The 13,245-nt window shown below is 50.0% G+C and carries 14 protein-coding genes and 1 pseudogene; 5 read left to right on the top strand and 10 right to left on the bottom strand.

All coding sequences use genetic code 11. From position 1 onward, the window contains the following. Positions 1-29 precede the first annotated feature (29 nt). From Q4T40_19225 to dnaA, 10 genes are all read right to left on the bottom strand, one after another. Complete coding sequence (locus Q4T40_19225) at positions 30-1,457, bottom strand: hypothetical protein (GenBank protein ID MDT8903367.1); 1,428 nt, start codon at positions 1,455-1,457, stop codon at positions 30-32. After that, positions 1,457-2,071: a 4Fe-4S binding protein gene (locus Q4T40_19220; GenBank protein ID MDT8903366.1), complete on the bottom strand. Its 615-nt coding sequence runs from the start codon at positions 2,069-2,071 to the stop codon at positions 1,457-1,459. The genes Q4T40_19225 and Q4T40_19220 overlap by 1 nt, the downstream gene beginning before the upstream one ends. A 160-nt stretch (positions 2,072-2,231) precedes the next feature. Then, positions 2,232-3,014, bottom strand: a complete 783-nt coding sequence (locus tag Q4T40_19215; protein MDT8903365.1) for an IclR family transcriptional regulator — start codon at positions 3,012-3,014, stop codon at positions 2,232-2,234. Positions 3,015-3,402: 388 nt separating this feature from the next. Further along, a complete protein-coding gene (gene gyrB / locus Q4T40_19210) occupies positions 3,403-5,316 on the bottom strand; it encodes a DNA topoisomerase (ATP-hydrolyzing) subunit B (GenBank protein ID MDT8903364.1) in 1,914 nt (637 codons plus the stop codon). A gap of 40 nt (positions 5,317-5,356) precedes the next feature. After that, on the bottom strand, positions 5,357-5,611 hold the full coding sequence (locus Q4T40_19205; GenBank protein ID MDT8903363.1) for a DUF370 domain-containing protein: 255 nt from the start codon (positions 5,609-5,611) through the stop codon (positions 5,357-5,359). Next, a complete protein-coding gene (locus Q4T40_19200; GenBank protein ID MDT8903362.1) occupies positions 5,589-6,437 on the bottom strand; it encodes a DUF721 domain-containing protein in 849 nt (282 codons plus the stop codon). Before Q4T40_19200 ends, Q4T40_19205 begins: the two co-directional genes overlap by 23 nt. 5 nt (positions 6,438-6,442) lie before the next feature. Further along, the gene (gene recF / locus Q4T40_19195; GenBank protein MDT8903361.1) at positions 6,443-7,540 is read right to left on the bottom strand and encodes a DNA replication/repair protein RecF; all 1,098 of its coding nucleotides are present in this window, start codon (positions 7,538-7,540) and stop codon (positions 6,443-6,445) included. 10 nt (positions 7,541-7,550) lie between these two features. Continuing rightward, entirely contained in the window at positions 7,551-7,766 is a 216-nt protein-coding gene (locus Q4T40_19190; protein MDT8903360.1) for an RNA-binding S4 domain-containing protein, read from the bottom strand. 13 nt (positions 7,767-7,779) lie between these two features. Next, on the bottom strand, positions 7,780-8,889 hold the full coding sequence (dnaN, locus tag Q4T40_19185; protein ID MDT8903359.1) for a DNA polymerase III subunit beta: 1,110 nt from the start codon (positions 8,887-8,889) through the stop codon (positions 7,780-7,782). Positions 8,890-9,130: 241 nt separating this feature from the next. Next, complete coding sequence (gene dnaA / locus Q4T40_19180) at positions 9,131-10,555, bottom strand: chromosomal replication initiator protein DnaA (GenBank protein ID MDT8903358.1); 1,425 nt, start codon at positions 10,553-10,555, stop codon at positions 9,131-9,133. Between the two features lie 419 nt (positions 10,556-10,974). On the opposite strand from dnaA, the gene rpmH reads away from it, so the two are divergent. From rpmH to jag, 5 genes and pseudogenes are all read left to right on the top strand, one after another. Then, positions 10,975-11,109 (top strand): 50S ribosomal protein L34, encoded by a 135-nt coding sequence (gene rpmH / locus Q4T40_19175; protein ID MDT8903357.1) that lies wholly within the window; start codon positions 10,975-10,977, stop codon positions 11,107-11,109. A 42-nt stretch (positions 11,110-11,151) separates the two neighbouring features. Next, a complete protein-coding gene (gene rnpA / locus Q4T40_19170; GenBank protein MDT8903356.1) occupies positions 11,152-11,496 on the top strand; it encodes a ribonuclease P protein component in 345 nt (114 codons plus the stop codon). Between the two features lie 33 nt (positions 11,497-11,529). Then, positions 11,530-11,724, top strand: a pseudogene (gene yidD / locus Q4T40_19165) (membrane protein insertion efficiency factor YidD). Positions 11,725-11,790: 66 nt separating this feature from the next. After that, positions 11,791-12,423 carry a YidC/Oxa1 family membrane protein insertase gene (locus Q4T40_19160; protein ID MDT8903355.1) on the top strand — a complete coding sequence of 211 codons (633 nt, stop codon included), beginning with the start codon at positions 11,791-11,793 and terminating at the stop codon, positions 12,421-12,423. Between the two features lie 4 nt (positions 12,424-12,427). Continuing rightward, entirely contained in the window at positions 12,428-13,123 is a 696-nt protein-coding gene (gene jag, locus Q4T40_19155; GenBank protein MDT8903354.1) for an RNA-binding cell elongation regulator Jag/EloR, read from the top strand. Positions 13,124-13,245 lie beyond the last annotated feature (122 nt).

Below are 13,245 nucleotides of genomic sequence, written 5' to 3'. Positions count from 1 at the left end.
TGCTGCCTCCTAGTCCTGTCGTGTGCGGATCAGAACCTGATTACGCCCCTCTGCCTCAGCCACTTGGGCATGAGTTCCTCGTCCACCTTCACCGATACTGCCGGCGCTCTGGCGATCAGTAGGTCGGCGAGACTGCCCGAGACGTTGATGCCGCCCATGGCGCCGTCGAAAATGATGACTTTGTCGGTCTTGGCAGTCTTATAGGCGAAATGCATCGCGCCGTCGAGGTGTTCGGCAACGACCGAGTGCTTCATGTACTGGAGATTCTGGGGGTCGGTGTTCAGAAGGTCAGCCTGGGCCTGCCCCACCACTACGGTGGGAATGTGCTCGGAGAAGAACGCGCTGGGATAGCCGCCCCAGGCATAGTTGTGGACGACCATCCTGATAGCCGGATTCATAGGGATGACGCCGTCGACGAGCGGTTTGCCGTCCTTGCCGTAGAAAGCTTCGGTATACCAGGTGTACGGCGGCAGCGGCCTGTCGAGATCGAAGAGGTCTTCGTTGGCGCCGGCGAAATTGGCGTATATGACGCCAGCGGCGAAAACGTAGGGCACCGGACAGGGAAAGTCCAGGCCGACGATGCATTCGTCAATTTCTCCCAGTAGGGTCATGATCTTACCGTAGTATTTCAACCCTTCGACAGTCAGTTGGTCGTTAAGAACGTATAAGTCGTTCTCGGCGCTCACGCCCACGACACCGCTCGGTGACATGTTGAGGAAAGAGGCGAAGGCGAATTTGCTCTTAACCAAATCGGATTCGAAGATGGCCCGGGCAGTGAAGTTGGCGCCCCGCGGGCCCATGTTCCAGTGGTAGGTGGATCGGGTCTCGATGCGGGCGTAACTCATACCGAAGGGCTTAACGGCCCGGTCAACCTGGCGGTGGAAGTGGACCTCGCGCACGTCGCTGTTGTGGACGTGGACAATCCAATCGGCGTCATAGACCGCCTTAAGGCCGTAGAGAGTTCCGATCTCGGTCTGGATGGCCAGTCCCTCGTCAATGGGGGCGATGCCGCGAGCTTTTCCCTTGAAATGCTCGTCAAGCTTGTAGCGTTTGATATATTCCTCAGTTTCCCTAAAGCGCAACCCAACCCCGGCCCTGAGGCGGATATCCTGCGTACCGGTGCGTACGGCGATAACGTCGCGCACCGCCCGTAGCAGTTCGGCGTACGGTTCGCCGCCAAGAAGGGTGAAGCCATGATGGGAGGCCAGGACGTTTACCGAGTGTCCGCGCTTGATCATCGACATGTCGACTTTGGCCAGCGCCGCTTCGGCCGCTTTCCGCACCGCGCCGATGCCGCCGTCTCCGGGATATATGACCGCCGGCGTATCGGCGAACAGGTCTTTAACAAGGAGGGAGGTCATTTCCGGGTATTCGGCCATGCGTTTGGTCACAAGCTCCGGGGCAATTCCATACTGGGACGCGCGCGGCGCCATCGGGGTGATAGCCGGGCGTTTCATCAGGAATTCCCCCTTTCCTTTTTGGCTTTTACCACTTCGTCGAACAGTTTGATGTCTTCCTCGAAGTAGAAGCCACGGCTGTTGTACTTCCTCTTGATATCCTCGGAAATATCGAACACGGTGGGCGTCAGACCATACCACTGCCAGCCCGGCGGTTTTTCGGGAGTGATGCCGGCCGCCTGTAGGAGGCGCAGAACCGGTTGAATACATTCGACCTTGCAGCCCATCCGAATCCCGGTCTGGCGGGAAATCTCCTCCGGGCTTTTCGCCCCCTTGATTATGGCGCCGGCTACCTCTTCCGCCCGCGTGGCAGTACAATAGCAGATGATCTGCTCGGGGTTGAGCTTGGCCTTAACGCACAGATCGGTTATTTTTTCATAAGGCAGATCGCTGATATCTACAGATACCGTGTAAGGCTGCTCCAGCTTCTCCATGGCGATGGCGAAAACGGGGCACCGCTGGTTGCAGGCGCCGCAGCCTCGGCAGTCCTCCAGCCTGACTGCCGCTTTTTTGTCCGTTACCTTTATGGCTAGCGACGGACATACTTTGGTGCATATGCCGCAGCCGATACATTTTTCCGTATCGACGACGGGTTTCACCGAAATGAGTTTCATGCTACCCCTCCTTAAAGTATGTGGGCGTAATTGACGCCGAGTTTACCGCCCGGATTCAAGTGTACGTTATTATCAAACCCTGTTCCGTAATATCCCCAGACCCGAGTAGCGGTTTTCCTTCTTACAGAGGCGATGTTTTATATTATCGAACGCCATTCTGTTATTTTAGAAAAAAACTATTATCTCCAGCAAGAGCAGGCGCGAAGCCGAGTTGTATTGAAACAGTCTGGGCACAATCTACGACGTCTTCGATGAGCTTGGCTGAATTATCGTTGATCAGCCGCTGTGTCGGTCCCGACAGGCTGATGGCGGCTGTAACGGAACCAAGATGATTGCGGATCGGGGCGGCAAAACAAGAAAGCCCCTCTTCGATCTCTCCGTTATCGGTAGCATAGCCATCCCGGCGTATATTGCGAATATGCTCCACAAACGAGTTTGCATCGGTTATGGTATTAGGCGTAATCGCTCTAAATCTTATCCCCTCAAGCACCCGGCTCAATTTTTCGTCCGTGAGGCCGGCGAGCAGAATCTTGCCGACTCCAGTACAATAAGCGGGGTTTCGTCCGCCGATCATACTGAAGATCCGGATGGAACGTGGGCTGTCGACCTTATCTATGTAGATTACCTCGTCGCCGGATAGAACCGCGAGGTGCACCGTCTCCTCGTATTTCCTCGATAGTTCCAGCAAATACGGCATTGCAACCGCCCTAATATCCATGTTTGCCATCACAGACTGCCCCAGCTCAAACAACTTCAGCCCCAGTTCATACCGACCGGTGCTCTGGTCCTGACGCAGGCATCCCATCTCTTCGAGAGTCGCAACTATGCCGTGAACGGTGCTCTTGTTCAGCCCTAACCCCCTGCTTATATCAACCAGACGGGCCATGTGGTTTGTGGAAACAAAATCAAGAATTTTGATCGCCCTGTTTACTGATTGAATCATACGTACCTCGCCATATTATAAAAGCCTCTATTGAAAAATAATATATCATATCGTATATGATTTTATATATTATACACCCAGGATAAAAATCCTTCTCCAAGCGAAAAAATTTCTGTCTATTCGAACAAATAAAAACAAGGCCACGCAAAAAAGCCCCGTTTCACCGGGGCTTTAGGCCTGTTAGCAAGATTCAACATATACTTTATTCTTCTTCGGATGCAGGCTAAAATCGTAACCCTTCCTATACAGATGAATTATAATGCCTCTCGTTTCAAACTATCCAATAAAAACGGCAGGAGTAAGGTTTCCCTTACTTCCTGCCGGTTCACGATTATTTCAATATATGGGTGACAAATTTCAGCTTATGGGTAATCCGACAGCAACAACACTAAATATCGAGATTTTGGACCTTTTTTGCGTACTCCTCGATAAACTGGCGGCGTGGCTCGACTTTGTCGCCCATGAGCTTTGAGAATATGTCGTCCGCTTCGACGGCATCCTCAAGGGTTACCTGTAGAATGGTACGCCCTTCGGGATTCATGGTTGTTTCCCATAGCTGCTCAGGATTCATTTCGCCAAGACCTTTGTAGCGCTGTACCGTTACGCCGTCCCGGCCGCTGGCCGCCATACGGCGTTCAAGTTCCTCATCGCTGTAAAGATACCAGTGTTCCTTGCCTTTTTTAACAAGGTACAGCGGCGGTTGAGCGATATACACTTTGCCGGCGAGAATGAGCGGCTGCATGTAGCGGTAGAAAAAGGTGAGCAGAAGTGTACGGATATGGGCGCCGTCGACATCCGCGTCGGTCATGATGATAATTTTTCCGTAGCGGGCCTTTTCGATGTCGAAATCGTCGGAAATCCCGCATCCAAAGGCGGTAATCATAGCCCGGATTTCTTCATTGTTTAAGATTTTGTCCAAACGCGATTTTTCAACATTAAGGATTTTACCGCGCAGCGGCAGGATTGCCTGGAAGCGACGGTCGCGGCCCTGTTTGGCCGAACCGCCGGCCGAATCTCCCTCGACAAGATAAATCTCAGTCTGTTCGGGATCTCTCGCCGAACAGTCGGCCAGTTTACCGGGCAGAGAGCTTACCTCAAGAGCGTTTTTGCGCCTTGTAAGCTCGCGCGCCTTGCGGGCCGCCTCACGGGCCCGCGATGCCATCACTGATTTTTCGACTATTTTCCGGGTTACAGCCGGGTTTTCTTCGAAAAATACTGTTAACCCTTCGAACATGATTGTATCGACTATGCCGCGTATTTCGCTGTTGCCGAGCTTGGTCTTGGTCTGGCCCTCGAACTGCGGCTCGCGCACCTTTAGGCTAATGATCGCCGTCAGCCCTTCACGAACGTCTTCGCCGCTGAGATTATCTTCGTTTTCCTTAAGAAGGTTGTTTTTGCGGCTATAATCGTTGATGGCGCGGGTGAGAGCCGTCTTAAACCCGCTAAGATGGGTTCCGCCCTCCTGAGTGTTGATATTGTTGACATAAGAAAAAATCGTTTCAACATAGCCGTCGTTATATTGCAGGGCTATTTCAACGACAGTATCCTCGCGTGTGCCGGAAAGGAAGATCGGCTCTTCGTGGAGGCTGTCCTTACTCTTATTGAGGTGTTTGACGAACGAGACGATGCCGCCCTCATAGTGAAATTCTTTGCGGACACCGCTCCTTTCGTCGCTGAGACCGATGAATATATTGCGGTTGAGAAACGCCAATTCTCGCAAACGATGCTCCAGCGTCTCGAACTGAAAGACGGTATCCTCGAATATTTCCGCGTCCGGCTTAAAGTGAACCTTGGTGCCAGTCTCATTTGTCGTTCCGATCTCTTCGAGATTGGTGACCGTCAAGCCGCGGGCGAACTTAATTTGATAAACTTTTCCGTCCCGTTTTACCTGGACTTCCAAAATTTCGCTAAGCGCATTAACGACTGAAACACCGACGCCGTGGAGGCCGCCGGAAACCTTGTATCCCTCGCCGCCGAACTTGCCGCCGGCGTGGAGTTTCGTAAGAACGAGTTCCACTGCGGGCAGGCCTGATTCATGCATATCAACAGGAATGCCGCGACCGTTGTCGACGACGGTGATGCTGTTGTCGTTGTGAACTGTAACCTCTACCCTGTCGCAGTAGCCGGCCAGTGCTTCGTCGATGCTATTGTCGACCACCTCATAAACGAGGTGATGCAAACCCTTGGTAGACGTACTGCCGATATACATGCCCGGCCGGCGGCGCACCGCCTCCAGACCTTCCAGAACCTGGATCTGTTCAGCGCCATAATTGCCGTTTACAGTTGTGTCATTTGCCGCCATTTAGAACCTCCTGCCCTATTCTGACAAATACATCCATCGCCTAATTTTCTTCGTCTTCAGCTAGAAAACTAGCCCTTTTTTTGAGGGTAGCGGCGGAAATCGCCGACATAAACACTCTCTTGTCGGTCACGACAAAACTTTTGGCATTTCCGTCAGATATGTCGTCGATCAAATTCTCTTCCCTCATAACCCGCAGAAAATCGTCATTTATCCCTGACCGTACATTCTTTATATCTGTTATAGCGATTACATCGCGGAGAGGAATCACCGTATCAGCGCCGAGATGTAGAAACATTGCCTTTCCTCCTGACTTTTTCAAGCATGGTGGCGATCATTTCCTCGGTCAGATCTTGGGGTCCAACCCGATAATAAAGCATTGTGAGTAACGGTAACGCGACTTTATCGTTTTCATCGCGTCCTACCACCGCAAACAGTATATCGGCCAATTCATCCCTGGCGGCGGCGAAGTCGCTGCGCCGGCAGGCGATATAACGCACGCACTCGTCATAGCCAAGCCACGGTGCATCCCTCAAAAGTTTTCTGACACATTCGCGCCCGGCTGCTCTGGCGACGGTTGCACAAGAAACACACAGGTCGTCGCCGTCCGGCCTAAGAATCCCGCACTTCGTGCACGGCTGCCACTTCTGTTTCCGTCGAAACTTACGAAAAGCAAATTCTTTGACAAGCAAACGTTTCACTTTAGTGCGGAGAAGATCATCGGCCATGGGGGCCGTAATCTCCTCTATTTTCTTCGTTTCGCCGCTTTCCAAGGGAATTTCCCGCAACTTTGGCGCGGCGTACCCTTCATCACCATTTTCTTCATTCTGGTCAATTCGCAAATATCCTGCCTGAAACTTCAAATCGTTAACTGCTTTTTCCCCTGCAAACGCGTTGATCCTGACAATTATTTCTTCCTTGAGTGTCGATAGATGGTGTGCCCAGACAGCGTTCTTAGCCGCCAGCGTCAATACGCCGCGGCCTATCTTTATTGGTCTGGTATTGGCGGCAACCTCATCGCCCACTATCTGTCGCCAGTTAAAAATTATCATTTCAGCTTTGTATCTCTTATCCAGACCTATGCTTTTCATCATCCGGGGTACGATTTCCCGCAGAGAATCCATTCCACTCACTCCGTTATCTTCCCGTCCTGAACCCGGAAATATCTCCCTGCCCTCATGGCCGGAAAAAGAGTAGCGTCTGTCGCCGTTATAAAGGTCTGAACACGATCGCGTATGAAGGAAAGCAGTTGTTCTCTCCTCAGACTATCAAGCTCGCTCATCACGTCGTCCAGAAGCAGCACAGGATATTCGCCAGTTTCTGATTTAAGAAACTCCAATTCGGCCAATTTAAGAGCGAGTATTCCCGTGCGTTGTTGTCCTTGGGACCCGAAACTGCGTAATTCCCGGGCATTGACCCGTAATATTATATCATCGCGGTGAGGTCCAACTGACGTACTGCCGCGAGCAATGTCCACCTCACGCTGTTCCGCCAGTTTATCACGATACCATTGGTACAGATCACCGGGAATATCGTCTTCGCCTCCCGCCATCTGATATACGAACGACAAGCTTTCTCTGCTTCCCGTCAAACGGCGGTGCATCAGATTGGCGAGCATTCCCAGCTTTTTCACCGCTTCCAATCGCTTATCCACAATAAATGCCGCAAGCTTAGCCAGTTGTTCATCCCATGAAGGCAATAGCTCGGGCAACTTGTTTCGGTTCAACACCTTTTTTAATAAATGATTGCGCTGAGTTACCGCTCGGTTGTACTGCAGCAAGTTACGATAGTATAAAGGCGACGCCTGGGATATCTCTATATCGAGAAACCTCCTCCTCAGTGACGGCGCCCCTTTTATCAGCCACAAATCTTCAGGCGAGAACAGTACGACGTTTAAAGACCCAATTACTTCGCGCGGTTTGATTATGAAATCATTAAATAATATTTCTTTATTTCGACCTTTTATTAGCCGAAAGCCCAGTTTATTTTCAACGTTATGGCGGGTAAAAAAAAGATCGACGCTGGCGCTGTCTTGGTCCCATTTTACCAGATCGTCGTCCTCGGCCGTTCGGTGAGATCGTCCCACCGCGCCGAGGTAGACTGCTTCGAGTATGTTAGTCTTGCCTTGGGCGTTCTCGCCGACAAAAATATTTATGTTATTGGTAAAATTAACATCTAGGGTTTTATAATTTCGGTAATTACGCAAACTTAGCCTGTCTACCCTCATGCTGCCACCTTTACGCACCAGCGACTTTCCAGCTCCCACAGCCTTTTATGGCGACAACGTCGCCCGGCTGCAACTTTTTGCGCCGTTCGCTGACAGTTAGTCCGTTAACCGTTACCAGCCCTTCCGATACCATTTCCTTAACCTGCCCACCGCTTTCCGCGATGCCGGCCCATTTAAGGAACTGATCCAACTGGATGGTAGCGGTATTAATGGCTATCTGTTCCAACAATTTTCTCCTCTCATCCCGTTCGTACAGGAGTGATTATGTATGTATAGTTGTCATCGCCGACCGGTTTTATGCCGGCGGGGCTGAGCGGCGTATTCAGAGAAAAAATCAGCTCGTCGCTGTCGATATTTTTGAGGATATCAGTAACGTACTTGGCGTTGAACGCGATTTCCACTTCGTTTCCATCCGTTTTCGCGTCGACGATTTCCCGAGCCTTGCCTACATCGGGATTATTGGAGGATATAACTACAGCCCCATCTTTGAAAAAGAACTTAACGACATTATACTCCCCGTCTCTGGCCAGAAGTGAGACGCGTTCAACTGCGTCCAAAAAATGATCGGTATTAAGCTGTACTTTAGTCGCGAACGCGGCGGGGATGACTTTATTATAGTCAGGGAATTGTCCTTCGATCAACCGGGAGTTGATATATACATCGTCAAAAACTATTCCCACCTGATTCTTTTGCCATGAAAGGGAGACTTCGTGCGGCTCTTCCGCAGACAATAGTCTGGCTAGCTCGTTGAGAATCTTCGCGGGAATTATCATCTTGGCGTTTCCGCTGCCGCCGCCAAGCTTCGCTTTTTTAAGCGCCAACCGGTGGGTATTAGTGGCAACCATACGAATTTCGTCATTGTCGATCTCGATAAGGCCGCCAGTGAAGATCGGCCGGGCTTCATCGGTGGCACTGGCAAAAACGGTTTTTTTAATGAGATCTCTGAGAACTTCATCCTTAACGGTAAAGGAATTGTCTCCGCTGACCGGCTTCAGTACGGGAAATTCCTCCGCAGGCAGGCTTAAAAGATTAAATTGCGAATTCTGAGACGTTATTTTTATTGTGCGGTCTTCCTGGCTTGACGAAATTTCGATTGTATCGCCCGGTAAACGGCGCACCATTTCCTGAAGATACCGCCCTGACAAAACTATTGCGCCCGGTTCTTCAACGGAGGCCTTTATGGTGCAGCTGATGCCGACCTCGTAATCGGTAGCCTGCAGTTGCAGTTGGTCGTCCTGAGCTGAAAGATATATGCCTGTCAGGATAGGGAGAGGTGTTTTGGTTGCCACCGCCTTTTGCACCGTCTGCACTGCATGGTGCAAATCATCTTTCGGGCAAAAAATTTTCATCTTTTTGACCTCCCATTGGTATATTACAACTTTAAAAAACATAAGATAGTAAAATAGCCGTAATAGTATTAGGGCCTGTAAATATGTTGATAATACGGCGCGCATATTGTCGAAACAGCATCGGCGCTGTTGATATCATGTCGATAAAATCGCTTCGTAAAACACAGTATTCAGTATTAAATTGCTTTTAAGACAGTATCAACAAAAAGCTGATAATACAATCCATAAGCTATGCACAAAGTTATGCACTTTCAATCCGTTTGGTAATTTCCTTGAGAATATTGTTGAGTTTAGCGTCCTCGTTACGTTCGCGGCTAATTTTGTCGTGGGCGTGAATAACCGTCGTATGGTCGCGGCCACCGAACATTTCTCCGATACGGGGTAAAGACGTTTCTGTCAGTTCGCGGCACAAGTACATCGCAATCTGACGGGGATAAGTAACATTACGGGTCCGTTTCTTTGCGAGCAGGTCTTCCTGTTTGATTTTAAAATAAACGGCAACAATCTGTTGGATAAGCTCCATTGTTATCTGGCGCGGTCGGCTATGGGGAAAAATATCCTTCAAAGCCTCGGTAGCCAGATTCATATCGATACTTTGGTTCGTCAGCGAAGCATAGGCAATGACTCTGATGAGGGCGCCTTCCAGTTCGCGGATGTTGTTGTCAATGCGGCTTGCGATGAAAACCATTACATCGTTGGGCATGGTAAACCCCTCGATGATTGCTTTTTTGCGGAGAATGGCGATCCTGGTTTCCAGATCGGGAGGTTGAATATCGGTGATAAGGCCCCATTCAAAGCGCGACCGCAGGCGGTCTTCAAGAGTGGGGATTTCCCGGGGAGGTCGGTCGCTGGAGATAATAATCTGTTTATTTGCTTCATGCAAGGTATTGAACGTATGAAAGAATTCTTCCTGGGTATGCTCTTTCTTGGAAAGGAACTGAATATCGTCGACAAGCAAGACATCGATATTTCGGTACTTCTGACGAAAGCTTTCGGGATTGCCGTCGCGGATGGAGTTGATAAGCTCGTTGGTGAATTTCTCGCTGGAAATGTATAAAACCTTGAGATGCTGGTGATTCTGTCTTATACGATGGCCGATGGCATGCATCAGGTGGGTTTTTCCAAGGCCGACGCCGCCATAAATAAAAAACGGGTTGTAAACCTTCGCCGGGACCTCGGCGACAGCCAAAGAGGCCGCATGAGCGAATCGGTTGGAATTGCCGATGACAAATGTTTCGAAGGTATATTTGGGATTAAGGGAGGTAAGAATTTCTTCGGAGCCGTTTGTTGTTCTTCTGGTATGTAACTCTTCAGCTCCATTTTCCGATATAGTGGCCACAGATATGTTTTCGATCAGCGGTTTGAAGCTTTTATCGCTTTGCTGGTGGCCGTCCTGGCTTTTTTCGCTTTCGAGATCAAGATTGACGAATCTGATTTCGATGGGCTTCTGCAAGACTTGTTGTACGGTATTCTGGATAGTAGAAGTATAGCGGGTTTCAATCCAGTCTTTGATGAATTGGCTAGGGGTGCCTATTTCCATTGTCGTTTCGGTCAGCGACAGGGGAATTGTCGACCTTATCCAAGTATCGAAAATAGGTTTGATAATCTCTTTTTCCATACTTTTTAAGACTTGTTCCCACACCGCAGCCATATGAGCAGTATCCATTGTAACCGTCCTTTCTTCGTCAATGTCCACAGTTAAAGGAACGCTACATAAATTATCCACAGTATTATTAACACATGTGAATAACCAGCCAAAATCAAGGGTTCAGACGAAAAAAAAATACACTGGCAATAAGCAGAAACCCTTGCCGCGTACCGGTTGCGAGGGCTTATAGATTATGTTAATTTAGTGACGGTAACTTACCTGCTAAGCCACGTTTTTCTATTTTATCTTAGCAAAACCCGGACAAGTTATCAACAGTTTGTTTTAACGACATGGGGGTAGTGTAAATTTTATCCACAGGATGAAGCAGCAAATTTCTTGACACTGGGCGAGGGACTGGTCTATAATCTTAGGTAGTTAAAAATGCAATATTTAACATGGGGTGCTATTGCGTCTTTGTTCTAAGGAGGTGTAAATAAATGAAACGGACCTACCAGCCGAATACTTTGTGGAAAAAGAGAACCCATGGGTTTCGCGAACGCATGAAGACCAAGGGTGGCCGCCTTGTCCTTAAAAAAAGACGGGCAAGAGGCCGCAAGAAACTGTCCGCATAGGCCGCCGGGAGTGGCCTATTTTTTCCATTTAGCGGGATGAAAATGTATAAATTGCCGAAGTCTGGCCGGTTGCGCCGGAACAAAAGCTTCCAGGCGGTTTACCGGAGCGGAAAATCTTTTGCCAATCGCCAAATGGTGCTATATATTCTTCCTCAGCGCGGCAGTGAACGCCGGGTGGGCTTTGCCGCAGGGAAGCGTCTTGGTAACGCCGTTGTTCGCAACCGAGTTAAGAGACTGCTGCGCGAGGCTTATCGTCTTAAACAGCACCAAATTAAACATGGGTTTGATCTGATTATCGTCGGTCGCCAGGCATTGGTCAAAGAGACACTACCCACCGTAACCGCCGCTTTGTTGCATCTTTGCGAACGGGCCAAAATCCTTGTATGAGTAAAGGAGGAGTTACGTACGAAAACTTTACTCCTCTATTTCATCGTTTTTTATCAGAGATTAATCTCTCCTCTCAAGCCACCTTCCTGCCGGTTCGTTCCCACCTGCTCGGAATACGCCCGCGAGGCGGTCGAAAAATATGGACCATTAATGGGTACGAAGATGGCAATAAAGCGTATACTGCGCTGTCATCCATTTGGTGACAGCGGCTATGATCCCGTTCGCTGATAAGGTTTGCACATCGTATAAAAGGAAGTGAGCTTATTGCCTGGATTTGATTATCTCGTAGAGCTGATGAAAGCCGCATTGACCTTTTTTTACAATATTACGGCAAAGATGGGCGTGCCTAATTATGGTATTGCCATCATCCTGTTGACCATAGTTATTAAAATGATTCTCTACCCGTTGACCGTTAAACAGGTTAAGTCGATGAAAGCGATGCAGGATATTGCCCCCAAGCTTAAAGCTCTGCAGGAAAAGTACAAGGACAACAAGGATAAGATGAACCGCGAGGTCGCAACGCTTTACAAGGAAGCTGGCGTTAACCCTCTCGCCGGCTGCCTGCCGCTGCTTATCCAGATGCCGTTCTTCATCGCCATATTCTTTGCCATTAAGGGATATACTTATGTAAGTAACCCCGGATTCCTCTGGCTGGCTAATCTGGCGCAGGATAATCCCAGTGATCCATACTACATACTGCCGTTCTTGGCTGCGGCGACCACTTATGTTACAACCAAGCAAACTACTACCGACCAGTCGCAGCAAAACAAGATCATGCTGTTGTTCATGCCGCTGTTCATCGGTTATATTACTATTACCTTCCCTGCTGGCCTGGGGTTGTACTGGGTGGTAAGCAATGTAGTGCAAATAGTACAGCAGTGGTGGCTTTATCGACCGGCCGCTGCGGCGCAGGGAGGAGCGCGCTGAGCCTATGACTAGTGTGGAGAAAACGGGCAAAACCGTCGACGAGGCCGTCGAGGCCGCTATCGCTGAACTCGGTGTAAGCCGTGATCAAATTGAATACGAAGTATTGGAAGAACCAAGTAAAGGCTTGTTTGGTTTCCTTGGCGGCAAGCCCGCCCGTGTGCGGGTGAATTTGCTCGCCGGCCAATCCCCCGCCGCCATTTCCGAGCCTCAGGAAAAGAAGGAGCTGGTAAGCGCGGCTGGTAAGGCGACCGCCGACTCCGTCGAAGTGGCGAAAACCTTCCTGCAGAGCATTTTTACCGCTATGAAGCTCAACGTCAAGATCGAGAAACTTACCGGCGAGGAGCAGGTAACCCTTAACCTTAGGGGGGAAGACCTCGGAATTTTGATCGGTAAGCACGGGCAGACGCTTGATGCCCTCCAGTACCTTACCAATCTCGCCGCCCACCGGGACAGCGACGAGCGGGTCAGGATTATCATCGATGTGGAGGATTACCGCAAGCGCCGCGAGGAAACGCTGGTTAGGCTGGCCCAACGGCTGGCGGATCGGGCCAAGCTCCGTGGCGAAAAGGTGGTTCTCGAGCCGATGAGCCCCCACGAGCGTAAGATAATCCATACCGCCCTGCAGACAGACCAACGGGTAACGACCTTCAGTGAAGGCGAAGAACCGTTCCGCAAAGTAGTAATCACCCCGAAAAGATAGCTCGTTTCAGCAAGCCCAGTAATAGAAGTATTACTGGGTTTGTCGCATGCAGGCGTCGAACGATCTTGCCTGTGTCAGATCCGCATAATTTTCCCGCGGGGAGAAACAATGGAGATGTTTCA

The sequence above is a fragment of the Selenomonadales bacterium 4137-cl genome, assembly GCA_032334055.1.
GTDB classification, from domain to species: Bacteria; Bacillota; Negativicutes; order Sporomusales; family UBA7701; genus Anaeroselena; species Anaeroselena agilis.
Note: the sequence above shows the minus strand (reverse complement) of the source record. Positions and strands in the feature narration are given on the sequence as shown.

Coding starts and splice junctions, on each gene's coding strand:
- Q4T40_19220 (MDT8903366.1), bottom strand. CDS start 2,071: ATGAAACTCATTTCGGTGAAACCCGTCGTCGATACGGAAAAATGTATC.
- rpmH (MDT8903357.1), top strand. CDS start 10,975: ATGAAACGGACCTACCAGCCGAATACTTTGTGGAAAAAGAGAACCCAT.
- Q4T40_19205 (MDT8903363.1), bottom strand. CDS start 5,611: ATGTTTCTACATCTCGGCGCTGATACGGTGATTCCTCTCCGCGATGTA.
- jag (MDT8903354.1), top strand. CDS start 12,428: ATGACTAGTGTGGAGAAAACGGGCAAAACCGTCGACGAGGCCGTCGAG.
- Q4T40_19215 (MDT8903365.1), bottom strand. CDS start 3,014: ATGATTCAATCAGTAAACAGGGCGATCAAAATTCTTGATTTTGTTTCC.
- dnaN (MDT8903359.1), bottom strand. CDS start 8,889: ATGAAAATTTTTTGCCCGAAAGATGATTTGCACCATGCAGTGCAGACG.
- dnaA (MDT8903358.1), bottom strand. CDS start 10,555: ATGGATACTGCTCATATGGCTGCGGTGTGGGAACAAGTCTTAAAAAGT.
- recF (MDT8903361.1), bottom strand. CDS start 7,540: ATGAGGGTAGACAGGCTAAGTTTGCGTAATTACCGAAATTATAAAACC.
- Q4T40_19200 (MDT8903362.1), bottom strand. CDS start 6,437: ATGGATTCTCTGCGGGAAATCGTACCCCGGATGATGAAAAGCATAGGT.
- gyrB (MDT8903364.1), bottom strand. CDS start 5,316: ATGGCGGCAAATGACACAACTGTAAACGGCAATTATGGCGCTGAACAG.
- Q4T40_19225 (MDT8903367.1), bottom strand. CDS start 1,457: ATGAAACGCCCGGCTATCACCCCGATGGCGCCGCGCGCGTCCCAGTAT.
- Q4T40_19160 (MDT8903355.1), top strand. CDS start 11,791: ATGAAAGCCGCATTGACCTTTTTTTACAATATTACGGCAAAGATGGGC.
- rnpA (MDT8903356.1), top strand. CDS start 11,152: ATGTATAAATTGCCGAAGTCTGGCCGGTTGCGCCGGAACAAAAGCTTC.